Genomic DNA, 25,936 nt, shown 5'->3' on the forward strand with positions numbered 1-25,936 from the left:
CATTAAAGTAAGTTAAACCGTACGGTGGGTAGAATAATGTGCCTTAAATTTACATCAGCTAAGGGGTGGTTCCCTTACAACTTTAAGTAGTGGTTTTTCATAATTTAAAGTTTGGTTGGTTATTTAGGAAAAGCCCAGTTTTTAAGCTGGGCTTTTTTTATACAACAATACTTTGGAATAAATTTTGTTTAAGATATTGTAATGAAAGTTATAGAGAATAATCTATGACTATTTTTACATTAAAATACGGACTATGAAAAAACTATTTTTATTCGCCCTTATCTTAACATATTTTGGTGTCCAAGGTCAAAGTACTCAGTCGGCTTTTAAGGCAGGGGAATGGTTGAAGTTTAGAATGCATTATGGTTTTTTAAACGCAAGTTATGCGACCCTACAGGTAAATTCTGCGACTATAGATGATAAATCTGTATATCATGTAGTTGGTCATGGTGAAACAACTGGTGTAGCTAGTTGGTTTTTTAAGGTAGACGATACCTATGAAAGTTATTTTGATAAGCAAGATGGCAAACCATATAGGTTTGTTCGTAAAATTAATGAAGGTGGTTATAAGAAAGATGTAGAAATAAATTTTGATCATAATACATCTAAAGCAGAACTTAATGATAAGAAAAACAAGAAAAAGCTTAATTTTACATTAGAGAACAATATACAGGATCTAATATCTGCTTTTTATTTTTTAAGGAACAACTATAAAACAGAAGACCTTGAAGTAGGAAAAGCGATTACCCTGAAAATGCTTTATGACGATGATGGTATCTTCGACTTTAAACTTAAGTACTTAGGTGTAGAAGTCGTAAACACAAAATATGGTAAAGTAGAATGCTTGAAATTTAGACCCTTAGTACAGTCTGGGCGTGTATTTAAAGAGCAAGAAAGTTTATCATTATGGGTTTCGAACGACGATAATCGAATTCCCATAAGAATTAAAGCAGATTTGGCAGTGGGTGCTATAAAAGCAGATATTGATGGGTATAATGGTCTTAAACATCAGTTTAAAATTATAATGGATTAGACCCTAAATGGAAGATAAAGAGAAAATCAAATCCCAAATCTCTAAACTTGAAGAAAAATATAAAGATTCAGGGCAAGATTTAAGCTCTTATTTAGATGGTTTATTGCACCAACGTTATCTTACCTATTGGGATTATATTCACCTAGATACCTTATTAAGTCTACAAGTTCCAAGAACACATTTCCCTGATGAAGAGATTTTCATCATGTATCATCAAATTACCGAGCTCTATTTTAAATTGATTTTGCATGAGCAAAAACAATTGGTAGATGATAAAAGTAACAGCTTAGATTTTTTTATAGAAAAGGTTAGAAGGGTTAATAGCTATTATAAAGTACTTATATCTTCTTTTAGTGTAATGATTAAGGGTATGGAGCGCGAACAGTTTTTGCAGTATCGTATGGCATTGCTACCAGCAAGTGGTTTTCAATCGGCACAATTTAGAATGATAGAGCTTTATGCTACACCTTTAGAAAATTTAGTACATGTTTCTGAAAGAGCTCAATTTTCTTCAGAATCTACAATAGAAGAATTGTACGAGCATATCTATTGGAAAAAAGGAGCTACAGATGTAACTACGGGAGAAAAAACCTTAACCTTAAAACAGTTTGAGTATCGATATACCCCTAGGCTTATAAGAATAGCAAAACAGGTAGAGAACGCAACAATATATCATAAATACTTAAGTTTACCCAAAGAGCAGAGAGAAGACAAAACTTTGGTAGATTCTTTGAAGACATTAGACGTGAACGCCAACATTAATTGGCAATTAATGCATATGGGTTCTGCTCATAGGTATTTAAGAAAAGAGAGTGGTGACATAGAGGCTACCGGAGGTACAAATTGGAAAGAATATCTGCCGCCTAGTTTTCAGAAAATCGTCTTTTTTCCAGAATTATACACTGAACTAGAATTAAATAATTGGGGTAAGCAATGGGTAGACCATATGTTGAATCCAGATAAATCAAGAGTAGAATAATGCAGAAGTATTGGGGAATATTATTGGCATTGACTGTTATTGCATCATGCAAAGACGCCGATAATCAGAAAAATGACGTGGCTCAAAATGTTAAGGTCGTTGAAGTGCCAAAAGTGAATGAGAGATTTGGTTTTAATTTAGATGAATTCAATGTTAAGTTAGATACTATCAAATATGGCGATAGTTTTGGCGAATTAATGCAGAAGAACAAAGTCGACTACCCAAAGGTGTTAGCTATTTCAGAGAACTTCAAAGATAGTTTTGACGTTCGTAAAATTCGTGTAGGTAAGCCATACACTATTTTGCAATCTAAAGATACCACAGCACAAGCTCAGGTGTTTATTTATGAGAATGATCCAATTAATTATACGGTTGTAGATTTACGCGATAGTGTAAATGTATATAAGGATAAAAACAAGGTTAAATTTGTTCAACGAGAAGTTTCGGGTGTAATTGAATCTAGTTTGTCAGAAGCTATATTAGAACAGGGCGTAGATTATAACGTTACGCATAACCTGGCTAATGTATATGCATGGACGATTGATTTTTCAAGATTACAAAAGAACGATAAGTTTAAGATTATCTATAATGAGAAATTTATAAATGATACTGTATATGTGGGTGCAGAACCTATTGAAGCAGCATATTTTGAGCATAATGGCAAACCTATATATGCTTTCGCTTATGAAAATGATTCCTTAAGAAGTCTGGTTGATTACTTTGATGAGAATGCAAATAATTTAAGAAGAACTTTTTTAAGAATGCCTGTTGAGTATGGTAGATTATCTTCTAGGTACAATCTTAAAAGAAGAATAAAATACTACGGTTACAAATTACGACCACATAAAGGAACGGATTATGCGGCGCCTATAGGTACGCCAATTATGGCTACAGCAGATGGTACTGTTGTAGAGTCTACAAGAAGAGGTGGAAATGGTAAATATGTTAAGATCAGACATAATGGTACGTATTCAACACAGTATCTACACATGAAAGCGCAAAAGGTAAAGAAGGGTGAGTTTGTGCGTCAAGGAGATGTAATTGGATGGATTGGTATGACTGGTAATACAGGTGGACCACATGTGTGCTATCGCTTTTGGAAGAATGGAAAACAAGTGGATCCTTTGCAAGAAGAACTTCCGCAGGCAGAACCTTTACATGACACATTAAAAGAAGAATATTTCGCGTATATAGCAACATATAAAGAACAGTTAGATTGTATAATCTATCCTAAAGTTTTAATAGAAGACGAAGAGGATTTACTAACACTTAATCAAGAAAATGGCACTAAATAAAATAAACCCACAGCAAACTGATATTTGGAAGAAATTAACGGCTCATTATGAAGAAACTAAAGGTACGCACCTAAGAGGTTTGTTTTCTTCGGATGAAAAGAGAGCTGAAAAATTCACGTTACAGTGGAATGATTTCCTTTTTGATTATTCAAAGAACAGAATCTCAGAAGAGACAATGCGCATGTTGCTTAAATTGGCTGATGAGGTAAATTTAAAAGGAGCTATAAAAGATTATTTTGGAGGAGATCTAATTAACGAAACAGAAGGCAGAGCTGTTTTACATACAGCGCTTCGTGCTAAAAAGGATGATGTTGTTTTGGTTGATGGTGAAAATGTAATGCCAGAGATATATGAGGTAAAAGAACATATTAAAGAATTTACCAACTCTGTGATCAATGGCGAATTAAAAGGATATACAGGTAAAGTATTTACCGATGTAGTAAATATAGGTATTGGTGGATCTGATCTAGGTCCGGCGATGGTAACCGAAGCGTTAAAGTTTTATAAGAATCAATTATCAATACACTTCGTTAGTAATGTAGATGGTGATCATGTTCATGAAATCTTAAAAACATTAAATCCAGAGACAACTTTGTTCGTGGTAGTTTCTAAAACTTTTACAACACAAGAAACATTAAGTAATGCGACCACCATTAAGAAGTGGTTTTTAAAGCACGGTACGCAAGAAGATATTGCAAAGCACTTTGCTGCGGTATCAACTAATAGCGAGAAAATTGCTGAATTCGGTATTGATGCTGCGAATGTATTCCCAATGTGGGACTGGGTAGGTGGTAGATTCTCATTATGGAGTGCAGTAGGTTTAACAATTGCTTTGGCGGTTGGTTACGATAACTTTGATGCAATGTTACAAGGTGCCAATGAAACCGATGTACATTTTAAGGAAACTGAATTCTCAGACAACATTCCGGTTATAATGGCACTGATAAGTGTTTGGTATAATAACTTTTATGGTGCAGAGACTGAGGCTATAATTCCTTATGCACAATATTTAAGTAGATTTTCAGCCTACTTACAGCAAGGTATCATGGAAAGTAATGGAAAAAGTGTAGATAGAGCTGGCAATAAAGTTGGCTACGAAACAGGAACTATTATTTGGGGAGAGCCGGGTACAAATTCTCAGCATGCATTTTTTCAGTTAATACACCAGGGTACTAAATTAATACCTACAGATTTCATAGGTTTTAAAAATTCCTTACATGGCGATAAAGACCATCATAATAAATTGATGGCAAATTATTTCGCACAGACTGAGGCTTTAATGAATGGTAAAACAAAAGAAGAAGTAGTTGCTGAGTTAAAGACTAAAGATTTATCAGAATCTGAAATTAATAAGCTAGCTCCATTCAAGGTATTTACAGGTAACAAACCTACCAATACTATTTTAATGGAAAAGTTGACTCCAAAAAGTTTAGGATCTTTAATTGCCTTATATGAGCATAAGATTTTTGTGCAAGGAGTGATTTGGAACATATTTAGTTATGACCAATGGGGTGTAGAATTAGGAAAACAACTAGCTGGGACTATTCTTGATGATATTAACAATTCAGAAATTTCTGATCACGACAGCTCTACATTGAGACTTTTACAATATTTTAAGAAATAATTTTTAATACCGTAAAGTTCCTATCAAATGGATAACTATTTCATTTTCACTTAAATTGTGTTTGGTTTTTAGGTATTTTTGTCCTGCTGATTTAACGTTGTCTTAACGTTGGAGGTTTAAAAATAATTGACTTTTGCAGCAAGTTAAAAAACTAACAAATACTCGAAGAAAATGAAAAAAATGTATTTTGCATTAGCGGCATTTTTAATGACCGTAACTGCTTTTTCACAAGGACCAATTACTGGTACTGTATTAGATGGCGACTCAAATAGTCCGTTGCCAGGTGCTACAGTAATAGTAAAAGGAACAACAAATGGAACATCAACTGATTTTGATGGTAATTTTACAATTAACACAAGTTCTGCATCTGGAACTTTAGTAGTTTCTTACATTGGTTTTAATTCAAAGCAAATTGCTTTTACTGCTTCAGGAAATATTGGTTCTATTGTTTTAGAGCTTAATGCTGAAGAATTAGAAGGTGTTGTTGTAACTGGAATTTTAGATATAGCAAAGGATAGAGAAACTCCTGTAGCTGTTTCAACTATTAGAGCTGCTGAAATACAAGAAAAATTAGGATCTCAAGAATTACCTGAGATTCTTAAATCTACTCCTTCTATATATGCTACTAAAACAGGTGGTGGTTTTGGTGATGGTAGAGTTAACGTAAGAGGTTTTGATTCTAGAAACACTGCTGTAATGGTTAACGGTATTCCAGTTAACGATATGGAAAACGGTGCAGTATTCTGGAGTAACTGGTCTGGTTTAGGTGATGTTACTACTGCTATGCAAGTTCAAAGAGGTTTAGGTTCTTCAAAATTGGCAATATCATCTGTAGGTGGTACTATTAATGTTATTACAAAGTCTACCGAACAAGAAGAAGGTGGTACCGTAACTTTAGGTGGTGGTAATGATGGCTACTTAAAAACTACTGTTGCATATAATACAGGAAAATCTGATAAAGGTTTTGCTGCATCTATTTTATTAGGTAGAACAGCAGGTGATGGTTATATTCAAGGAACGGAATTTGAAGGTTACAACTATTTTATTGGTTTGGGTTACGAGCCTAATGAAAAGCATAGTTTTCAATTTGTATTAACAGGTGCTCCTCAAGTTCACAACCAAAGAACATCAAGTTTCTTTAACGTGGCAACTTTAGCTGATCATATAGAATATGGTGCAAGATATAACTACAACGGTGGTACTTTAAATGGTGAAGAATTTGGTTGGAGAAGAAACTTCTATCATAAGCCTATTACTTCTTTAACTTGGGAATGGAAAGCTTCTGAAAAATCAACATTATCAACTTCTGCTTACGCATCTTTTGGTCGTGGTGGTGGTACTGGTGATATTGGTTCAGGACCAGGCTTTGGTTTTGCTAGTTCTAGTAGATACAGAATACCAGCGACAGGGCAAGTTGATTATGATTTAATCTCACGTTTTAATGGTGGTGAAGCGGTTACTTTTTACGATGGTAACGATTACCAATTATCTGCAAATGATGACGGTGAATTCATTACAACTAGTTTTGGTGATGGTTTAACAAGAAGAGCGTCAATAAATTCTCATAACTGGTTTGGTGTTATAGCTAACTTGAATACTCAAATCAATGAAAAGTGGAATTATGATGTTGGAGTGGATTTAAGAAGTTATAAAGGTATACACTACAGAAGAGTGGATAATCTTTTAGGTGCTGACGGTTATTTTGATGATGATGATATCAACAATCCTAATCATGTTATACGTGCCGAAGATACTATTGATTCTGATTTTAGTTCAATATTGAATGTATTCAAGAGTATTGATGACGAAGAAAAAATTGATTACTACAATGATGGTCTAGTAAGATGGGCTGGTGCATTTGGTCAATTAGAATATACAGATGGTATAGTATCTGGTTTTGTTCAAGGAGGTATTTCTAATCAAGGATTTAAGAGAATCGATTATTTTAACTATTTAGATTCTGATCCTTTACAAGAAACAGATTGGGAGAACATCTTAGGTGGTAACATTAAAGGTGGTGCCAATTTTAACTTGAACGAAGCAAACAATGTATTTGTTAACGCTGGTTACTATTCAAAACAACCTCAGTTTGATGCTGTTTACTTGAACTTTGTAAATGATTTGAACCCAGATTTGACTAATGAAAAGATTTTAGGTCTTGAGATGGGTTACGGTCTTAATCTTGGTGACTTTAGAGCTAAAGTAAACCTATACAGAACTTCTTGGAAAGATAGATTTGTAACAATTGGGATTGAAACTCCAACAGGTGATGAAGGTAATGCTAACATTAATGGTGTAGAACAAATTCACCAAGGTATTGAAATCGAAGCAGATTATCGTGCGTCAGAAGTTGTACAGTTTAGAGGTATGATATCTTTAGGTGATTGGGAATATGCTGGTAATGCAACTGGACAAGCCCTTGACGACGATAGAAATGTTATTGATCCAGATGTAACTTTATTCTTAGATGGTGTAAAAGTTGGTGATGCTGCACAGTTCACTACTAACCTAGAGATGATTGTAAGACCTATTGAAGGTCTTAAGATTAGTGGTAACCTTTATAATGCATCAAGGTTATATGCATTCTTGAATGCTGAAGATTTTGATTCAGCTGATAATCAAGGTTCATTACGTTTACCAAGTTATACACTATTTGACTTAGGTGCTTATTATACTTTTGGTTTCGGAGGAAGCAACAAATTAAGTATTGCTGCTAACGTTAATAATCTTTTTGACACAGAATATATTGCTGAATCTTTAACAAACACTTTTGCAGAAGGTAACGACTCTACGTTTAGAGGAATTTCTACGGATAACAAAGTCTTTTTTGGATTTGGAAGAACTTTTAACGTAAGTGCACGTTATAGTTTCTAATAATATAATTGCAATAAATAAAAACCCTGGCCGTATGGTCAGGGTTTTTTTATGCTCAAAATTCATTACATTTAAAACTTAAAATTAGAACTATGTACGAAATTATTCACATGCTACATTCATACTTGGCTTATATAGCGTTGGCTGTATTGATCTTAGCAGTTATCAATGCTATTTCAGGTCTAGTAGGGAAACGAATCTTTAATATGGGTAAAGATCTTAGATTAAGCCTTTTTGCGCTTATTTTGTGCCATATTCAATTATTGGTAGGGCTAATATTATATTTTGTTTCTCCAAGTGGATTAAGCGCAATACAAGAGTTCGGCATGGGTGGTTTAACTTCTGCTGCGCGTTTATTGGCAGTTGAACATCCTTTCATTAACATTTTAGCAATTGTGTCAATAACCATTGGTTGGTCAAGACATAAGAAATTTGTCGACGGAGCAAAAAAATTCAAGAGTATTGCTATTTTCTACACTATTGGTTTACTTCTTATTTTAAGTAGAATTCCTTTGGGACAGTGGTTTAATTAAGATTGTAATATTTAAAAAGATTTTAAAGAACCTAATATATTAATATTAGGTTCTTTTTTTTAATGAACTTTTTTAATGAGGTGTAGGTATACAGGAAAGTGGTCGCTATACCCACCAATATAACTTCCGCCTGCATAAGTCCGTAAAGGGTAACCTTTATATTTTCCTTTTGGATCCATTAAATATTCTGGAGTGAATATACCCACCTTCCAATAACTATAACTTTCTCTTTCATTATCTATAAGGGTTGCTGTCATGTATAGCTGGTCAAATAAATTCCATTTATCACGGTAGGCTAAAGAACCTCTTCCTTTTTTATAAAGTTTTTCCATAGGTCCGTAGAGGCTTAGTGAGTCCAGATTCTTAGAATTTTTTTCAACCTGTAATATCTTTTTAAAACTCGGGTCTATAGGGTCATCGTTAAAATCTCCCATGCTTATAATTTTGGCATCGATGTTTTGGCTTTGAACAGAATCTATAATACGCTTGTTTAGTTTAGCGGCTTCTAATCTAAAAGGCCTACTTCTAGCCTCACCACCACTTCTAGAAGGCCAATGGTTTACGATGAAGTAAACCTTTTCATTATCTAACAATCCTTCTACAATAAGTTGATCTCTGGTGTAATCTCGTTTTCCTTCAAGGTTAAACAATAGCAATCTATGGCTATTGAAATTAACAGGTACGAAGGCACTTTTTTTATATAGAAGTGCGACGTCTATACCTCGTTCATCAGGAGATTCAAAATGTACAATACCGTAATTGAACTTTGCTAAATTCTTATGATGTACCAAATCTTCAAGTACACCTAGGTTTTCTACTTCACAAACTCCTACAATATCTGGTGCCGTTTTATTATCGGTAGAGCCAATTTCAGAAATTACCTTTGACATATTTTCTAATTTGTTCAGATAGCGTTCTTCTGTCCATTTGTCTTTTCCTTCGGGGGTTCTATCACCATCAAAAATTAAAGTATCATTTTTAGTATCAAATAAATTCTCTAGATTATAGAAAGCAACGGTTCTAATTTGATAAGCATCAGCTTCTTGGGCACATGTAAATAATGAGGAAAAGAAGCAGATTAGAAGTAGTAATCGCATTATTGAGGGTATTTTATCTTAATTATAAGCGAGTATACGGAAATTTCACGTTAATTATTTCTTAAATAGTATCTTAATAGCTCATTAGTAGGTCCTTAAGAAATAGAATGATTAAGCATACCCTTTTTTTATTACTATTTGTTAAAATATGTTTCTTACATGCTCAAAGTGCAACGACAATTTCGGGGGTAATAAAAGAAAGAGTTAAAAGTGAGGTAATTTCCAATGCAGAAGTAGTCTTAGAAGGAGAATTTACACCGATAACTACTAATGAATTAGGAGAATTTAAATTAATTACTTCTAATAAAGGAGATTTTATACTTCAAATTTCTACTCCCGATTTTGATAGTAAAAGAATACCTGTATTTCTTGATGACAATAATATTGACTTAGGCATCATTTTTTTGGAAATGGATATGACTGTAGAAAAATCTATAAATCTCATTAATATTACTGATGACGAGTTATTAGATGATGAGATCAATTCTAACGCACTCGCGTTACTACAATCAACAAAGGATATTTTTCTAAACAGGGCGGCTTTTGATTTTGGTCAGGCATTTTTTAGGGTAAGAGGATATGATTCTCAATATGGTGAAGTACACTTAAACGGCTTGCCAATGAATAAAATGTACGATGGCAGACCACAGTGGAATAACTGGGGCGGATTAAATGATGTAATCAGAAATCAACAATATGCGAATGGTTTAGAAGCATCAGATTTTACTTTTGGAGGAATTTTAGGGAACACAAACATAGATTTGCGACCATCTGGGTTAAGACCAGGCACTCGACTATCTTCATCTTTATCAAATAGAACATATAGTGGCAGACTTATGGCTACTTATAATTCAGGAGTTAAAAATGAGAAATTCGCTTATATTGTTTCGGCATCTCGCCGCTGGGCAAAAGAAGGATATATGGATGGTACTTTGTATGATTCGTATTCTGTTTATGGTTCGTTCGAGTATCTTTTAAATGAAAAAAATACAATTTCAGCCACTGCAATATTAGCATCAAATAGAAGAGGACGGTCTTCTGCAATCACAGAAGAAGTACAAGAAATTCAGGGAAACAGATATAACCCATATGCCGGTATTCAAAACGGAAAAATTAGAAATTCTAGAGAGCGGCATATTCGCGAACCATTGTTCTTATTAAACTATCATCATGAGTCTAAAAGTTTGCAAATAAATGCGGGTTTAGGCTATCAAACTGGTGTGTATAAGAGAAGTCGTTTAGGGTATTATAATGCTCCAAATCCTGATCCTACATACTACCGTTATTTACCTAGTTTTTATTTGAACTCCCCAATCGGCGCAAATTTCGAAAGTGCTATACAAGCAGAAGAAGGTTTTATAGAAAACCCTCAATTAGATTGGGGAAATATATACAAAGCAAATACAAGTATAAGTCAAAATGGAGAAGCGGCTTATGTACTTTACGATGATACCACAAAAGATAATCAGATTACTGCGAGGGCTACTGCAAATATAAATATTGATAGTCATTTGAAACTTGATTTAGGTGTAACAAACAGGCAGCTAAATTCTAAAAACTATGCTCAAATAAATGATTTGTTAGGGGCAGCGTATCATCGTGATATCGATACGTTTTCAGAAACCTTAAACGATGTTTCATCTGAAGTAAATAAAGGTAATGGTGCGGTTTTTAATTACAATTATAATTTAAAAGGAAGCAATAGCGATGTCTATACTCAGATAAACGCACATTATAATAAAGTAAAGGCGTTTGTGTCTGGTAAGTATGCTATCGTTAATTACCAAAGAGAAGGTTTGTTTATGAATGAACGTTTTATAGATAATTCGTTCGGGGAGAGTGAGCAGGTGAAATTTTCAAATTGGTCATTAAAATCAGGAGCATCTTATACAATAACAGGTAGGCATTGGGTATCTGTTAATGCCGCGATGATAAATAGAGCACCTGTTCTACAAAATGTATTTATAAACCCTAGGGAGAACAATACTGTAGTCCCCAATTTACAAAGCGAAACCTTAACTAGTGTAGATGTTAACTATTTTCTTAGAATGCCAAAATTAACGGGCAGATTTACAGGATTTTATACTCGTTTTCAAAATACCACCGATGTAAATTTCTTCTTCGTTGATTCGGGTGTTGGCTCAGATTTCGTACAAGAAGTACTCACTGATTTAGATAAATTACATATGGGTATTGAGCTTGGTTTGGAATACCAAGTATCTAGCGCGGTTAAATTATCATTAGTTGGCTCTGTGGCAAAACATGAATATGCAAGTAACCCATTTGTGACAATTAATTTTGATACAGCAGGTGCAGCCGAAGATTTAATTGATATTTCTGGTTCTAAGTTTTTGGGGCAATCTGCAGTTAAAGATTATAAGCTGGCGCAAGGTCCGCAGAAAGCAATTGCGGTAGGTATAGAATATAGAGATCCAAAATATTGGTGGGTAAGCGCTTCGGCAAACTATCTCGCAAATAACTATGCAAATATTTCTACGATAACCAGAACCCAGAGTTTTTTAATCGATCCAGAAACCCAGTTAAGATTTCCTGATGCGACAGACGAAAATGTTCAAAAATTACTAAACCAGAAACCATTAGATAATTTCTATTTATTGAATATGGTCGGCGGTAAGTCGTGGCTTAAAAAAGGTAAATACATTAGTGTTTTTGCAAGTGTTAATAATCTTTTTGATACCACTTTTAGAACGGGTGGTTATGAGCAGAGTAGAAATGGTAATTATGGTCAGTTAAAGCAAGATAATTTTAGTGGTAATCCGTCTTTTGCACCTAAGTATTGGTATGGTTTCGGTAGAACCTATTTTTTAAATTTCGCGTTCAGTTTTTAAATCTGATACAAATAGTATGAAGATAAAAAGTAACATATTTTATGGGATGATTTTAATTGGAATTATGCTATCCTCTTGTGTGAAAGATAAGGAATTTGATGTGCCAGATTTAGAATGTTCTGATTCTGAATTTACATTTATTAGTATATCAGAATTAAAGAATATTTATAATGGTGAGACTATTCAAATTCAAGAAGACTTGGTTATTAAGGCTTATGTGATTTCTTCGGACAAAGAAGGTAATTTTTTTAATACCGTATATTTTCAAGATGAGCCGAGTAACCCATCAGATGGAATGCAGATCGAATTAGAATTAAGAGATGCTCATTTGTTTTTTAATGTGGGTCAGGAAATAGTTATAAAGTTAAAGGGATTGTATTTAGGTGAATCTAATGATGTTTATAAAATTGGCGGTGTATTTACTTCTTTTGGTAATCGTAGTGTAGGTAGGCTGCCTAAAAATGTTGTTTTTGACCATGTATTGGTCTCTTGTGAAGAGAATATAGGCATTGAGCCTACTTCAATTGCTATTTCAGCAATAAATGAGGCTATGTTGAATACATTGGTTGTGGTGACTGATGTAGAGATTAAACAAGAAGAGCTAGGGGAAACGTTTGCGATTAAACAAGAAGAAACATTGAGAACATTGGTTGATTGTGGTGATAATGAATTGGTAATAGTGAACAGCGGTTATGCTGATTTTCAGGCTGAGATACTCCCAGATAAAATGGGGACAGCAACCGGAATATTAACTATGGATAATAATGAATATCAATTGATAATTAGAAATGTAGATGACCTTTCATTTAACCAAGAACGATGTGAAGATTTGGTAGATGAATTTACGTCTTCATCAATATTTATATCTGAGATTGCAGATCCAAACAATAATTCAGGAGCTCGTTTTGTGGAAATTTATAATGCATCTGAAGAAAGCCTATCATTAAAGGGATGGAGGTTGGAGCGTTATACAAATGATAATAGTGAAGTTAGTTCAAGTATAGATTTATCCGAATACGTAATAAAAGGAAATGGGCTCTTGGTAATTTCGCCCAATGAAGAAGAGTTTGAAAATGTATATGGCTTTGAGCCTGATATATCAGTTGGTACAAATTCACCAGCAGATTCTAATGGTGATGATAATATTGTGTTGGTAGACCCTTTCGATACCATTATAGATATTTTTGGAATTATTGGAGAAGATGGTAGTAATACCAGTCATGAATTTGAAGACGGTAGGGCAATAAGGAAATTAGAGGTTATTACAGGGAGCTCTGTATTTAATTTCAACGAATGGTCTATCTACAATGACACCGGTGATGAGGGTACAATAAATCAACCTCAAAATGCTCCTTTAGATTTTAGCCCAGGCGTGAGATAACTTTACACTATTTCTTTAGAATCGATTATTTTTTTAACTGCACTTTCGGTTAAAGGTTTAACTATATAGTCTTTAACCAATTTGTAGTTTTTAGCCTTTTCCATATATTTAGGGCTAATGAAAGAACTGGTAATATAAATTTGAATGTGCCCTATTTTATCTTCTGGTAGCGCTTCAAATTCTTCTAAAAATGACCACCCGTCTCTATTTGGCATATTAAGGTCTAAAAAAATAACGTCGGGTAATTTTATATTTTCGACCAACAAACCAATTAAACCATCAAGAGCTTCCTGACCACCTGAGTAATAAAGAATATTATCACTGAAGTTGTGTTGCTTTAAAATACTCTTACTACTAACCGAAAAAAATTCGTCATCATCAATAATACAAGAACTAGAAAATATACTCATTTTAAATCATTTCAAAAGTAAATCTTACACAGATTTAAGTTGGAGAAATACAACCCATTATACTTCACGAAGTTATTAAAATGACTAGATAACTTTAATATAAATAAAAACAAGTTGCCCCCATTTTTATTAACAATAGTGTTTTTGTCTCTAACTGAAATTTGTCATTTAATTTTCAGTAATGGTTCCTAAAATTTTAGCAAGATCATTTGGTGTTATTGGTTTTAAAATATAGGTATCTACTTGTTCATAGTTTTTAACCCGCTCTAAGTCTCTTGGGTCAACAGAAGAACTAATGATGTAGATTATAATTTTTTTTGATCTTTTGCTTTTACAGTTTTTAAATTCATCTAAAAATTCCCAACCATTTAGTATGGGCATATTCAGGTCTAAAAAGATAACCTCAGGTAAAGGTTCTCTGGCCATGCACAACTTTGTAAGGCCGTCAAGAGCTTCTTGTCCGTTGCTATACACCAATATAGAAGTTGCAAAATCTACTTCTTTTATTATTCTTTTGGTACCATATACAAATATAGGGTCGTCATCTATTATACAGCAAGTTTGAACTTTATTCATAATCAATTTTATTTAGCTCCTTTTAAGTTTGATGAAAATGGTCGTGCCTTCGTCAACTTTACTCTCGATACTAATAGTACCGCTCATTGACTCGACTTGATTTTTGGTAATGAACAGCCCAATACCTTTAGCATCTTTATGCTTATGAAAAGTTTTATACATGCCGAAAATAGTATTGCCGTGTCTATTTAAGTCTATTCCTTGCCCATTGTCCGCAAATGAAATTAGAATATCTTCTCCTATGATTTTAGATTTTATTTCTATATCAGGTGTGCGTTGTGTTGAGCGATATTTAAGGGCGTTTGTAAGTACATTTAAGAAAATACTTTCTAAATATGCTGGTACTGCATGTACAAAATGAGATTTTGGCACATCAATTTTAAGTTTGGTATTTTGTTCTTCTAGCAAACCGTTGATACTCCGAGTAATTTGGTTAACAGTATTGAGAATACTAATACTTTGTAATTTTTCAAGAGCCCCAGTTTTAACTTGAACAACATCGTTTAAATGCGCAATAGTTTCAGATAAACTTTCAGTAGCGCTTGTAATCATTCGATTTATATTTTTTCGCTCGTCTTCATCTTCTTCTTTATTTAAAAACTTGGTAAGCATAGTCATATTAGAAGAATGAGAACGAAGGTTATGTGAAACAATATGGGCGAAATTGGTTAAACTTTCATTCTGGCTTTTAGTAACATCTACCAATGCTTCTAATTTTTTTTGTGCTTCAATTCTATCAGTAATATCAAGAAATTGAGTGATAATATGACTGACTTTACCATTCAAATCTTTTACAGGCGTTGATCCAATGATAGCATGAACTATATTACCGTTTTTATGAAAATATCTTTTCTGAAATTGTAAATTCTCATTGCCGTCATTAACTACTTTCTTTTTATAAGAATTGCTCCTCGGTAAATCATCTGGGTGAGTAATATCCATCGAGCTCATTTTTAATAGCTCTTCTTCAGAATACCCTAAACTATGAGTTAGGCTTTTGTTGGCTTTTAACCATTGAAGTTCTGGACTTACCAGTGCCATGCCAACAGCAGAATGTTCAAATGTTTCAGTAAATAACTTAGTGCTTCTGTCTAATTCAAATTCTGTACTACGAAGTTCTGTAATATCCCAATTGGCACCTGTCATTTTAATGGGTTGACCATTTATATCTCTAATAGTTTTCGAAATACCTTTAATAAATCTAGTAGATCCATTCTTAAGATTTATACTATATTCTTCGTCAAAATCTTTCAAACCCTTTATAGCGTCATTGGTAGCGGCTAGTATTCTTTCCTTATCGTTTGGATCTATGGTAGATGACCATGCTTCAAGAGCTTTAGAAAATTGATTTTTGTCAATATCAAAAATTCGGTACATTTCATTATCCCATTCTAACTCGTTTTCAACGAGATCATAATGCCATGTTCCAATTTGTGCAGTTTGGGTCGTAATTTTTAGTCTTTCTGAGATTTCTTCATGAGCTAATTCAATTTTCTTTTTCTCATCTATATCTTGAAAAGTGCCAATAAGTCTAACAGCTTTTCCGTTTAAAATTTCAACTTCACCTTTAGCGCGAACCCAAACCTCATTTTTTTTGGCAGTGACAATAATTAGTTCTGTGTCAAAAGGTTTTCCTTCTGCAATTGCGTTACTAACTAGGTAAGAGATTTTGTCTCTGTAAACACCTTCCTTATAAAAATTTATACCTTCTTCTAAGCTGGGGATAAAATCAGGCTCTACTTCATGAATGTCTTTTGTTGTTTTTGTCCAGTTAACGGTGTTGCTAATTAAATCAAGTTCCCAGCAGCCTATTCTGGCAACTTCTTCAGCTTTATGTAATAGCTCTAATTCTTTCTGTACGGCAGTAATATCATCTAAAAAAATAATGGCTCCGTCAAAACCATGATCCTGAATAGTAGAAGGTATAATTTTCCATTTTAGCCATTGTAGCTTGCCATCTGGTAAGGTGAATTTTTGTCCAAGATTTATATGCTCTTTTCCTTTTACCCCTTCATTTACTGCAATTTTAAAAAGGCTAGGGGTTTCAATTATACTATCAAATAAATTTTTGTTGATGATATCGGTTTTATCTAAACTAAATTTTTCCTGCCACTGGTTAGAGTGACTAATAAAGTTTAACTTAGTATCCACGATAGCAATTGCATTGGGGGACTCTTTTAAAAGAAAGTCAACGGCTAATGTTTTCAAAAGTTCTAGAATTTTAATTTAAAGGTACATATTATCTTTAAGGTAGGAAAAAAATATGGAATAGTAAGAAAATACATCCTTGTATTATTACTTTCATATTGTCGTAAATGAGAATAATTTATTAAACAAATCTATGAACGAGGTTTTTTTTAAAGAGATAAGAGAGGGTAGTTTTAATGAGGTTAAAGCGATGTTAGAGAAGAATCCTATACTCGTCAATAGTAAAGATGTTAGAGGTTCAACACCTTTAATTTTAGCTACGTATTATGATGAAATGGAGATTGCAACACTACTATTGGACAAAGGTGCAAAAATCGATGCTGTAGATGCATCTGGTAATACAGCTTTAATGGGTGTTTGCTTCAAAGGCTTTGCCGACCTTGCAAAATTATTAATAGAGAAGAAGGCAGAACTTAATGAACGTAATGCTATGGGTGCAACTTGCCTAATTTATGCTGCACAATTTAATCGCTTAGAAATTGCAAAATTATTAATAGCTAATGGTGCAGATAAAACGATTAAAGATAATAGGGGTAACAGTGCGTTAGATCATGCAAAAACTCAGGGGTTAAGCGCTTTTATCGATTTGTTGGAATAATAGTATGATTAAGAAACACAACAGTCATTTAAAAATAGCTCTAATACAATCTACTTTACATTGGGAGGATCCGCATGCCAATAGAGAAATGTTCGGCACCAAAATCAATCAAATTGATGAATTTGTTGATTTAATAGTTTTGCCCGAAATGTTTACTTCTGGCTTTACAATGTCACCTGCTAATATTGAAAAAAAAGAAGGTTTGACAACCCTAGATTGGATGAAGAAAATAGCTGCCAATAAAAATAGTGCGGTGGTTGGTAGCGTCATATTTCATGATAATGACAATTATTATAACAGACTCTTATTTGTAAGACCAAATGGCGAATATGAAACCTACAATAAACGGCATACGTTTACATTAGCTGGGGAACATGAGAAATATACAGCTGGTACAGAACGATTAGTAATAGAATATAAAGGTTTTGCTATTTGCCCTTTAGTGTGTTATGATCTTCGTTTCCCCGTATGGAGTAGAAATACAGAAAATTTTGATGTTTTATTGTATACTGCAAATTGGCCTACCCCAAGAATAAATGCATGGGATACGTTATTGAAAGCAAGAGCCATTGAGAATATGGTTTATTGTGTTGGGGTAAATCGTATTGGTGAAGACAAAGTGGGCCATCAATACCCAGGACATTCTAGCGTATATGACCCGCTCGGAGAATTAATTTCGCTTTCCGAGAAAGAAGAAACGATTATCGTTGAATTAGTAAAAGATGAAATCGACCTTGTGCGAAATAAACTTCCTTTTTTAAATGATCGCGATGATTTTGTTATAGATTAATTATTTTAATAATTGAAAAAGTTTTATAATATCTTCTTCTTTTTTTAAAGAAAGCTTTTCTTCTTTTGCAGTTTTAAGTATTTCTGTCGAAAGGTTTGCTTTAATTTCTTTTTTAGAAGTTGGAAATTTGATTATTTGATTATCTTTTTCAAAATACAACGAAGATATAATTACTACTTTATCCACACTTTCAATATTTAATAATTTAGCATCAGAAGGGGCTTTGTTGATTTTAATATCATAAACTTTGTATAGTTTGTTCTTGTCTTCCACCAAAACTTCTGCGAAAATATTTTTGTTTTTTCCTTTACATAAAATACTGACAAATTTTTTTTCAATTAAAGATACCGTTAGCCCGGTAACAGGTAGTAAAGATCTTGTTACATTATCTGTAAGTATTTCTATTTCATTATGGTATGCATTGAACTTAGCTAATGAGGTGGTTTTATTTAATTGGTTATCAGTAATTGTAGCTTGTTCCCACTTATCATTTAGGTATATGCTTCCCTAAATTTTATTGCCCGATTGATTTGAAACTCTCAAAAAAGGGGAATCAATACTACCTGTTTGAAAAGTCCCTGTTTCATTATTGACGTGATTTATCTGTCCTAAAATTATATTAGTACTAATAATTAAAAAAAATTGAATTAAATATTTCATCTTAAACTCTTTTTTTAGGTCTTAATCTATTAAATTAAACGTCTCTATTTTTTCCCAATTAGCACGTAATTCTATTAGCGTAGGGTAGTAGCTTATTTTTTCAGGTTGTCTATTTTCTAAGAAACTACCTGTATCCCATTTTCCATTACCGTTCATGTCGAATATGACTCTAGCTTGGTATTTACCCGGATTTAAATTATCAAAGACATACGCCTGTGGCTCAGTTGCATAAATTTCTCGTTGTAAATCTCCCTTTTCATTCGTAAGCTGAACAATTATTGGATAAACTATTGAACCGCCATTAAGATTTAAAGTTAAGTTGCCATAATCTGCAATGCTCTTAGTTCGAAAAGAATAAGCGACCGAATCATTAGATGTTTCAAAAAAATCTGTTACCGCACCAGGTATCAGTTCCATTCTATAGCTTTGGTCTGGGTCAATCTTAAAATTGAAATTCAATAAATTTTCTACAGTATCGAACTTTAATTTATAAGCAATTTCAACAGAATCTTTATCCATCAATTTAATCTTGGTACTATCGAAACTAACTAGTGGCGTATTGCTTAAGAGATTTATAGGCTTATCCATTTCAATATTTCCATTTTGACTCATTGAAATCTTTAAGGAGTCAAACTCAACTTTTCTATTTTTAACTTTGAACGTGTCTTTTACTTTTAAAGACTCATTGGTAATTACAAAAAGAAGAGAGTCCATCTCATAAGGTGTAAACCAGAAATTCAATGTATCCTTTTCTCTTTCTTTAGTAATTTTCGTTCTAACGGTATCGGGTATTTCGGTAATGGTTTCAATTGATATGTCGGTTCCATCTCCATAATAGCCAAAGCTAATTCTATTACTAGCTTCCATACTAGGTACGGCTATACTGTAGTCAGGTATTTCTTTAAATAGATTCAATAAATAAATAGAATCTGTAGGTAAGTTTATAGTATCTCTTACAAAACCTATTTTATCGGTTTTTTGATCGAATAAATTATTACTTACGGCATCTTTAATACCAAACAAGGCATATTTGCCTTGTTTTAAATGATTAAGTTTAAATATAACTGCACTGTCTAGCGTATTGGTAATATAGTTTGGCGGTCTCTTGTAAACGGTAGAGTCTGTATAGCTAGTATCAATTTTATAAAGCATTACGCTGACAAAATCATCTGCTTTTTTATTGAATGCATCTTTAACTACGCCTGTTAATTCTAATGAATCAATATAATCGCCAGTAGAGAAGACATAAGTAAAAAAAGATTTTGGGTTTTCTTCGTTATTATCGACAATACCTTGACCGAAGTTAAAAGTATAGGTTGTGTTCGGCTCTAGAGTATCTTTAATAGTAATTTCTACGTATTTATTTGCATTCCCAATAGGTGAAAGTACCGGAGTATTTTTTAAAGGGGGAGAAATTATAAGTTGCTTTTGAATGTCTTTTAGCTTTACTAATTCATCAAAATACAATCTAATTTTTTGCCCCGTAAAGTTGGTTGTTAAATTTGGTGGCTCTGCCCTTGTTAACTCTGGTGGAGTAATATCTTTTGGTCCACCGGTCGGTGTGCCCCGTTGTGCACATTGGTAAGACACCAATACGATGATAAAAACAAATATAAAACCTAAAATTTTTCTGCTCATTAGTGTAATTATCGACCGCAAAGAAACAACATATTTTATAGAAATCTAATTCTATGGAACAACTGCCATACTTGAGACATAAATTTCAAGGCCTTCGATATCCTTAAAGGTGTTAGCGCAAATTTCCATAGTAGCACCTGTAGTAATAACATCATCAACCAACAATATGGTTTTGTTTATTAATTTTTCTCCATTTTTGATTTCATATAACGATCGGTTGTCATACCATCTGTTTAATCTATTTTTCTTGGTTTGGGTTTTAGTATTAGCAGTTTTTACCAAAATATCATCTGTGTAATTTGCATCGATGTGGAGTGCAATTTGTTTCGCGAAAAGCGCTACTTGGTTATAACCTCTCTTTTTAAGTTTTTTTCTGTGTAATGGAACGGGAATTACAAAGTCGATTTTTGGCAAATGACCTTGTTTCTTTAAAATTTGACCGTGCCAATCGCCTAAAAATACCCCTATACCTTCTTGGTTTTTATATTTTAAAAAGTGAATAAGATTTTTTACGATTCCAATTTCGGTAAAGAATAAGAATGAATTTGCTTTTTTTATGTTAATTCGACCATAAAAAATACGGTCAACTGCATTTTCATCGTTAAAGGTGTACTCGGTAAGTGGTAATTGGTGTCGGCAAGATGTACAGAGAAGAACCTCTCCTCTATATAATCGTGCATTACATCCAAAACATGATATGGGTAAGAGTATGTTCGTAACATCCTTTAGTATATTTGAAATTATGTTTTTCATCAAATTTTACAGATTAAACAACCTACAGCCCACTTTTTAAATGGACAGTCAAGATAATAAATTCAATTATAAAATAATACTTGCGGCATTTGTTGCGGTTATTATAGCACTATTAATTGCATTCTACTACAGTTATGCCCAATCAAATGCTCAAATAGACTTTTTAGAGCAAGAGAAAGAGATTCTTGTAAAAGACCTAACTATTATGAAAGCAGATGTAGCTCGTTTGTCTGCAAAAAGTGAAATGAACGAAATAGAGCTCCAAGATTCCAAATATAAGGTACAAGAACTTTTAGATTCCGTTGGTCGTTTAAATTTTACGGTGCAAAAATTAAGGGAGTTCAAAACAGAATTACGTAGGTTAGAGTCTAAGAACGATAGCTTACTTTTAAAGAACAATTTCTTACGTTATAACAACATGTTACTTACTGATAAGTATGATGAGTCTCGTAAGCAAATGGAAAATCTAAGAGCAAATAGTAATTCTTTAGCCGAAGCGGAGGCTTTACAAAGAAGAAAAATATTAGAGCTTAATCAGAAATTAAAAACGAAGAGCTATTTAAAGATGGCTAATTCTGAAGGAAGCGGTTTCAGATTAATTCGTGGTACAAAGCCAACCAAAACCAATAAAGCATCTATAATTGAAAAATTAAGAGGGTGTGTAACTGTTTTGGCAGATGAGAGTGAAGCTGATAACGAGAAAGTAATTTATTTACAGTTTTTAGATCCCAATAAACAGATTGTTGAAGATAATGCTAATACCATTACTGTAAATGGAAATGTTTACAGTAAAAGAGTCGAGTTTGTATTTACAGGTTTAGACCAGTTTTTATGCGAGTCGATTACTATACCAGAAGGTTCTTTGATGGAAGGTAATTACACATTAAATGTGTTTGAAGACGAGCGTTTAATTACTTCTTCTGAATTTGAATTGAAATAATTATTTTTTTTTTGGGCTATTGTTCTATTTTTGCCACATGGCAAAGCAAGAAGATGATTTTAAGCGTGTAATTTCTCACGCAAAGGAATACGGGTATGTATTTCAATCTAGTGAAATTTATGATGGTTTAAGTGCTATTTATGATTACGGTCAAAATGGTGTAGAACTTAAAAAGAATATACGTGACTATTGGTGGAAAGCCATGGTTCAGCTTAATGATAATATCGTTGGGTTAGATGCTGCAATTTTTATGCATCCGCTAACGTGGAAAGCTTCTGGGCATATAGATGCGTTCAATGATCCATTAATAGATAATAAAGATTCTAAAAAAAGATATAGAGCAGATGTTTTAGTCGAAGATTACGTCGCTAAAATTGATGCTAAAATTGAAAAAGAGGTCAACAAAGCTGCTAAGCGTTTTGGCGAAGCTTTTGATAAAGAACAGTTTTTGCAGACAAATCAGCGTGTAGTTGATTATCAAGAGCAAGGAAAAACTATTTTAAGCAGGTTAGGTAAATCTTTGCAGAATGAGGATTTAGCCGATGTAAAAGCGTTAATAGAAGAATTAGATATCGCTTGCCCTATGTCAGGTTCTAAAAACTGGACAGAGGTAAAGCAGTTTAATTTAATGTTCGGTACAAAGTTAGGTGCCAATGCAGAAACTGCAATGGATCTATTTCTAAGACCAGAAACTGCCCAGGGTATTTTTGTAAACTTCTTAAACGTGCAGAAATCTGGTCGTATGAAGCTTCCTTTCGGTATAGCACAGACCGGTAAGGCTTTTAGAAATGAAATTGTAGCAAGGCAGTTCATTTTTAGAATGCGTGAGTTCGAACAGATGGAAATGCAATTCTTTATTCAACCAGGCACGCAGAAAGAGTGGTATGAGATTTGGAAAGAAAAAAGAATGAAGTGGCACTTGTCTCTTGGTTTAGGTCAAGAAAACTATCGTTTTCATGATCATGAGAAATTAGCACATTACGCAGATGCAGCATCAGATATAGAATTTCGTTTTCCATTCGGATTTAAAGAGTTGGAAGGAATACACTCTCGTACCGATTTTGATTTAAGCAGTCACGAGAAATTTTCTGGTAAGAAATTACAATATTTTGATCACGAAGTAAATAAAAACTATGTTCCTTATGTGCTAGAGACTTCTATTGGTTTAGATAGAATGTTCTTGGCAGTATTCTCTAACTCTCTTAAAGAGGAAGAATTGGAGAACAATACAACTAGAACAGTACTTAAATTACCAGCTGTTTTAGCACCGGTAAAAGCGGCTATTTTACCTTTACTTAAAAAAGATGGCTTGCCAGGAATAGCACACCAAATTATAGGTGACCTTAAATGGGATTTTAATGTTGTTTATGATGAAAAAGATGCTGTAGGTAGACGTTACAGAAGACAAGATGCCAATGGTACACCTTTCTGTATTACCGTTGATCATCAATCTTTAGAAGACCAAACAGTTACGATTAGACATAGAGATTCTATGGAGCAAGAGCGTGTTGCTATATCGGCATTGAACGGTATCATTCACGATGCAGTAGATATGAAGACGTGGTTAAAGAAAATGGAATAGGTTAAAGGGTGTAATTCAACTTTATACCTCCATAATAATTAATAGTGTTCCCAGGGTAGAAATACCTTGGGGCATTTCCTCCAAATCCGGTAGCGTTAATTAAAACGGACTGTGCGTACCTAGTATCGGTCAAATTATTAACACCAAAATCTACACCTACCCGTAATTTTTCTGTAATTTGATTTTTGTAGCCTATTTTAATATTTAATAAGTTAAAGGAGTCACTATAAAGTGAATTCGCATCTGTTAACGGAATTTCATCTATAAATTGATGTGTAATGTTTACAAATAATCCGTTTCCAAAATTTGTTTGTATACCAGAGTTTATTTTGTTTTTGGGTACACCTGTTAATGCATTATCAGAATAATCTTCATTAGCTTCTTCGTCTATGAAATCAACAAATTCATGATTACTGTAGGTATAGCTAATAAATGGCGATATTGTTATTTTATTCGTTAGGTTGATGTGATACTGCCAGTCTAAATCAATACCTTGATGTTTTGTTTTACCTGCATTACGGCCAATATATTGGTTATCGCCAACCCGTTTGGCTACTAGTAAATTGTTGATGGGCATTAAGTAAAAAGCGACCTCTAATTTTAGCCTGTCGTCTTTACTTTTATGTGCAATACCAATTTCATAGTTCGTGCCTGTTTCTTGAACAATATCAGGATTTATGATTCCGTCAGGTGTTAATGTTTCTTCTAATCCAGGGTTTGAAAATCCGCGGCTAACATTCGCATAAAGTTGATTTGTTGGTGTAATAGCATAGTTTACATCTAAACTTGGCATGAATAACGTTTTAAAATCTCTGTAAGCACTAGTGCTTGATGCACCAGTATTGAAAAGATCTCTGAAATCATATTGAGTTTTATTAATGTTTATTCCTAATTGTGCAGTCAACTTGTTCGTAAATAAATACGATGCGGTGGCGAAACCATTAATTTGACTTCGAAATTCTTTGTTTTGCGATAATCTATCTCCTTGAAGACTTCCATTTCCATTGTTTTCTTGATAAAGATTTTCAAATGTTCCCCAAGAATATTCATCTTTATATAGTTCACCACCAAAAGTGTATGAAAAGGCTTTTTTTGAAATATTTAAAGAGCCAGAGAACAATGTTCTAAAACCATAACCATTAGTGTATTCATCTAAAATATTAAACGGTGCAGGCTCATAATGGTCTAAATAGGTATAGAATAGGCTAGTGGTGTTCTTTAAATTAGAATTTGCATAATAGGTATGAGAAAGTCCTATTAGGCTATAGTTGTTGTCTTCGTATCCTTTGGCTGATCCCCATGTAAAGGCAGCTTGAGTAGGGTCTTCATCAAAATCTTCTTGGCTTATCGAGCTGGCAATTTGAGCCGAATAATCAATATGATTTACCAGAAGTCCGACTTCACTTTTTTTTGAAAGTTTGAAAATAGTATTTAAAAGAAACCCGTCACGTTCAAATCTATTGTTTTCGCGGTATCCATCTATCTCCATATGTCCATATTGAAAGGTCATATAAAAATCCTCTTGTGAATGTGTAAATCCTAAACTGTTTTTAAATAATCCGTAAGAACCAATAGTAGTATTATTGGTGAGCTTGGTAGATTGGTCGCTCAGTTGTTTGGTGTTCAAGATAATTGCTCCGCCTAAATTGGTGCCAAACCCTGTTCCTTTTGGTCCCTTAATGATTTCAATAGATGTTAGGTTTTCTAGGTCAAACGCTTCAATCGTTGAAGAACCTGTTCCGTTGGTAATTGGAATGTTATTATAGTAAAGTCTAAGTTTATCAGTGCCAAAAGGTGTTCTGGCACCTACACCTCTAATGGTTATTCTATTCGTGTTCAATGCTCCTGACAAGGCATATACTCCTGATACTTGATTTAGGGAACTGATAAAATCTACGGAACTATAATTTGCAAATGTACTAGCGCCAATGGTTTGTGAAGGAATTATACCAATTGCATTTTTAGCAGTTAGCGTATCTATTACAATAACTTCGTTTAATTGGGTGATACTATCTTTTTTGACGGTATTTTGTGCAAAAAGTTCTGAAGAAATTGAGATAATAATTAATAAGGAAAATATTCTTTTCATAGGAGGGTAAAACTCCAAAAATACTTA

Annotated in this window: 20 protein-coding genes; 12 read left to right on the forward strand and 8 right to left on the reverse strand. The window is 33.4% G+C overall.

What is annotated here, in order from left to right:
* Positions 1-253: 253 nt before the first annotated feature.
* The 6 genes from Q0871_RS09585 to Q0871_RS09610 all read left to right on the forward strand — a co-directional run bounded on the left by Q0871_RS09585 (position 254) and on the right by Q0871_RS09610 (position 8,338).
* The gene (locus tag Q0871_RS09585) at positions 254-1,033 is read left to right on the forward strand and encodes a DUF3108 domain-containing protein (RefSeq protein WP_299321477.1); all 780 of its coding nucleotides are present in this window, start codon (positions 254-256) and stop codon (positions 1,031-1,033) included.
* A gap of 7 nt (positions 1,034-1,040) precedes the next feature.
* The gene (locus Q0871_RS09590; protein ID WP_299321480.1) at positions 1,041-2,012 is read left to right on the forward strand and encodes a tryptophan 2,3-dioxygenase family protein; all 972 of its coding nucleotides are present in this window, start codon (positions 1,041-1,043) and stop codon (positions 2,010-2,012) included.
* On the forward strand, positions 2,012-3,307 hold the full coding sequence (locus Q0871_RS09595; protein ID WP_299321483.1) for a peptidoglycan DD-metalloendopeptidase family protein: 1,296 nt from the start codon (positions 2,012-2,014) through the stop codon (positions 3,305-3,307). The genes Q0871_RS09590 and Q0871_RS09595 overlap by 1 nt, the downstream gene beginning before the upstream one ends.
* Positions 3,294-4,931 carry a glucose-6-phosphate isomerase gene (gene pgi / locus Q0871_RS09600; RefSeq protein WP_299321492.1) on the forward strand — a complete coding sequence of 546 codons (1,638 nt, stop codon included), beginning with the start codon at positions 3,294-3,296 and terminating at the stop codon, positions 4,929-4,931. The genes Q0871_RS09595 and pgi overlap by 14 nt, the downstream gene beginning before the upstream one ends.
* A gap of 171 nt (positions 4,932-5,102) precedes the next feature.
* Complete coding sequence (locus Q0871_RS09605; protein WP_299321494.1) at positions 5,103-7,805, forward strand: TonB-dependent receptor; 2,703 nt, start codon at positions 5,103-5,105, stop codon at positions 7,803-7,805.
* A 92-nt stretch (positions 7,806-7,897) separates the two neighbouring features.
* Positions 7,898-8,338 (forward strand): hypothetical protein, encoded by a 441-nt coding sequence (locus tag Q0871_RS09610; RefSeq protein ID WP_299321499.1) that lies wholly within the window; start codon positions 7,898-7,900, stop codon positions 8,336-8,338.
* A gap of 59 nt (positions 8,339-8,397) precedes the next feature.
* Here Q0871_RS09610 and Q0871_RS09615 read toward each other — a convergent pair whose 3' ends face one another.
* Complete coding sequence (locus Q0871_RS09615; protein WP_299321502.1) at positions 8,398-9,435, reverse strand: endonuclease/exonuclease/phosphatase family protein; 1,038 nt, start codon at positions 9,433-9,435, stop codon at positions 8,398-8,400.
* 107 nt (positions 9,436-9,542) lie between these two features.
* Here Q0871_RS09615 and Q0871_RS09620 point away from each other — a divergent pair, with 107 nt between their 5' ends.
* Both Q0871_RS09620 and Q0871_RS09625 read left to right on the forward strand, forming a co-directional pair.
* Positions 9,543-12,284, forward strand: a complete 2,742-nt coding sequence (locus Q0871_RS09620; RefSeq protein ID WP_299321507.1) for a TonB-dependent receptor — start codon at positions 9,543-9,545, stop codon at positions 12,282-12,284.
* Between the two features lie 16 nt (positions 12,285-12,300).
* Positions 12,301-13,665, forward strand: a complete 1,365-nt coding sequence (locus Q0871_RS09625) for a DUF5689 domain-containing protein (RefSeq protein ID WP_299321511.1) — start codon at positions 12,301-12,303, stop codon at positions 13,663-13,665.
* A 2-nt stretch (positions 13,666-13,667) separates the two neighbouring features.
* Here the strand turns inward: Q0871_RS09625 and Q0871_RS09630 are convergent, their stop codons facing one another.
* The 3 genes from Q0871_RS09630 to Q0871_RS09640 form a co-directional block, all read right to left on the reverse strand.
* The gene (locus Q0871_RS09630) at positions 13,668-14,075 is read right to left on the reverse strand and encodes a response regulator (protein ID WP_299321515.1); all 408 of its coding nucleotides are present in this window, start codon (positions 14,073-14,075) and stop codon (positions 13,668-13,670) included.
* Between the two features lie 168 nt (positions 14,076-14,243).
* The gene (locus Q0871_RS09635; protein WP_299321519.1) at positions 14,244-14,651 is read right to left on the reverse strand and encodes a response regulator; all 408 of its coding nucleotides are present in this window, start codon (positions 14,649-14,651) and stop codon (positions 14,244-14,246) included.
* A 12-nt stretch (positions 14,652-14,663) separates the two neighbouring features.
* Positions 14,664-16,859: a PAS domain S-box protein gene (locus tag Q0871_RS09640; protein WP_299321524.1), complete on the reverse strand. Its 2,196-nt coding sequence runs from the start codon at positions 16,857-16,859 to the stop codon at positions 14,664-14,666.
* Positions 16,860-16,938: 79 nt separating this feature from the next.
* Between Q0871_RS09640 and Q0871_RS09645 the strand changes: the two genes are divergently transcribed.
* Together Q0871_RS09645 and Q0871_RS09650 are read left to right on the forward strand one after the other, a co-directional pair.
* Positions 16,939-17,457 (forward strand): ankyrin repeat domain-containing protein, encoded by a 519-nt coding sequence (locus tag Q0871_RS09645; protein ID WP_363323230.1) that lies wholly within the window; start codon positions 16,939-16,941, stop codon positions 17,455-17,457.
* A gap of 4 nt (positions 17,458-17,461) precedes the next feature.
* Positions 17,462-18,247 (forward strand): amidohydrolase, encoded by a 786-nt coding sequence (locus Q0871_RS09650; protein ID WP_299321532.1) that lies wholly within the window; start codon positions 17,462-17,464, stop codon positions 18,245-18,247.
* Here Q0871_RS09650 and Q0871_RS09655 read toward each other — a convergent pair whose 3' ends face one another.
* From Q0871_RS09655 to Q0871_RS09665, 3 genes are all read right to left on the reverse strand, one after another.
* Positions 18,248-18,433, reverse strand: coding sequence for a hypothetical protein (locus Q0871_RS09655; protein WP_299321536.1), 186 nt, complete (start codon positions 18,431-18,433; stop codon positions 18,248-18,250).
* 495 nt (positions 18,434-18,928) lie between these two features.
* Complete coding sequence (locus Q0871_RS09660) at positions 18,929-20,545, reverse strand: Ig-like domain-containing protein (protein ID WP_299321540.1); 1,617 nt, start codon at positions 20,543-20,545, stop codon at positions 18,929-18,931.
* 51 nt (positions 20,546-20,596) lie between these two features.
* Entirely contained in the window at positions 20,597-21,298 is a 702-nt protein-coding gene (locus Q0871_RS09665) for a ComF family protein (protein WP_299321543.1), read from the reverse strand.
* A 40-nt stretch (positions 21,299-21,338) separates the two neighbouring features.
* Here Q0871_RS09665 and Q0871_RS09670 point away from each other — a divergent pair, with 40 nt between their 5' ends.
* Positions 21,339-22,238, forward strand: coding sequence for a hypothetical protein (locus tag Q0871_RS09670; RefSeq protein WP_299321548.1), 900 nt, complete (start codon positions 21,339-21,341; stop codon positions 22,236-22,238).
* Positions 22,239-22,275: 37 nt separating this feature from the next.
* Positions 22,276-23,820 (forward strand): glycine--tRNA ligase, encoded by a 1,545-nt coding sequence (locus Q0871_RS09675; RefSeq protein ID WP_299321552.1) that lies wholly within the window; start codon positions 22,276-22,278, stop codon positions 23,818-23,820.
* Between the two features lies 1 nt (position 23,821).
* Here the strand turns inward: Q0871_RS09675 and Q0871_RS09680 are convergent, their stop codons facing one another.
* The gene (locus Q0871_RS09680; protein ID WP_299321556.1) at positions 23,822-25,909 is read right to left on the reverse strand and encodes a TonB-dependent receptor; all 2,088 of its coding nucleotides are present in this window, start codon (positions 25,907-25,909) and stop codon (positions 23,822-23,824) included.
* Positions 25,910-25,936: the final 27 nt, after the last annotated feature.

Source organism: uncultured Maribacter sp. (genome assembly GCF_947500985.1).
In the GTDB taxonomy this organism is placed as follows: domain Bacteria; phylum Bacteroidota; class Bacteroidia; order Flavobacteriales; family Flavobacteriaceae; genus Maribacter.

What these genes read in the sequence shown, in the direction of transcription:
- Q0871_RS09585 (WP_299321477.1), top strand. Translation starts at nt 254, where the DNA reads ATGAAAAAACTATTTTTATTCGCCCTTATCTTAACATATTTTGGTGTC.
- Q0871_RS09590 (WP_299321480.1), top strand. Translation starts at nt 1,041, where the DNA reads ATGGAAGATAAAGAGAAAATCAAATCCCAAATCTCTAAACTTGAAGAA.
- Q0871_RS09595 (WP_299321483.1), top strand. Translation starts at nt 2,012, where the DNA reads ATGCAGAAGTATTGGGGAATATTATTGGCATTGACTGTTATTGCATCA.
- pgi (WP_299321492.1), top strand. Translation starts at nt 3,294, where the DNA reads ATGGCACTAAATAAAATAAACCCACAGCAAACTGATATTTGGAAGAAA.
- Q0871_RS09605 (WP_299321494.1), top strand. Translation starts at nt 5,103, where the DNA reads ATGAAAAAAATGTATTTTGCATTAGCGGCATTTTTAATGACCGTAACT.
- Q0871_RS09610 (WP_299321499.1), top strand. Translation starts at nt 7,898, where the DNA reads ATGTACGAAATTATTCACATGCTACATTCATACTTGGCTTATATAGCG.
- Q0871_RS09615 (WP_299321502.1), bottom strand. Translation starts at nt 9,435, where the DNA reads ATGCGATTACTACTTCTAATCTGCTTCTTTTCCTCATTATTTACATGT.
- Q0871_RS09620 (WP_299321507.1), top strand. Translation starts at nt 9,543, where the DNA reads ATGATTAAGCATACCCTTTTTTTATTACTATTTGTTAAAATATGTTTC.
- Q0871_RS09625 (WP_299321511.1), top strand. Translation starts at nt 12,301, where the DNA reads ATGAAGATAAAAAGTAACATATTTTATGGGATGATTTTAATTGGAATT.
- Q0871_RS09630 (WP_299321515.1), bottom strand. Translation starts at nt 14,075, where the DNA reads ATGAGTATATTTTCTAGTTCTTGTATTATTGATGATGACGAATTTTTT.
- Q0871_RS09635 (WP_299321519.1), bottom strand. Translation starts at nt 14,651, where the DNA reads ATGAATAAAGTTCAAACTTGCTGTATAATAGATGACGACCCTATATTT.
- Q0871_RS09650 (WP_299321532.1), top strand. Translation starts at nt 17,462, where the DNA reads ATGATTAAGAAACACAACAGTCATTTAAAAATAGCTCTAATACAATCT.
- Q0871_RS09660 (WP_299321540.1), bottom strand. Translation starts at nt 20,545, where the DNA reads ATGAGCAGAAAAATTTTAGGTTTTATATTTGTTTTTATCATCGTATTG.
- Q0871_RS09665 (WP_299321543.1), bottom strand. Translation starts at nt 21,298, where the DNA reads ATGAAAAACATAATTTCAAATATACTAAAGGATGTTACGAACATACTC.
- Q0871_RS09670 (WP_299321548.1), top strand. Translation starts at nt 21,339, where the DNA reads ATGGACAGTCAAGATAATAAATTCAATTATAAAATAATACTTGCGGCA.
- Q0871_RS09675 (WP_299321552.1), top strand. Translation starts at nt 22,276, where the DNA reads ATGGCAAAGCAAGAAGATGATTTTAAGCGTGTAATTTCTCACGCAAAG.
- Q0871_RS09680 (WP_299321556.1), bottom strand. Translation starts at nt 25,909, where the DNA reads ATGAAAAGAATATTTTCCTTATTAATTATTATCTCAATTTCTTCAGAA.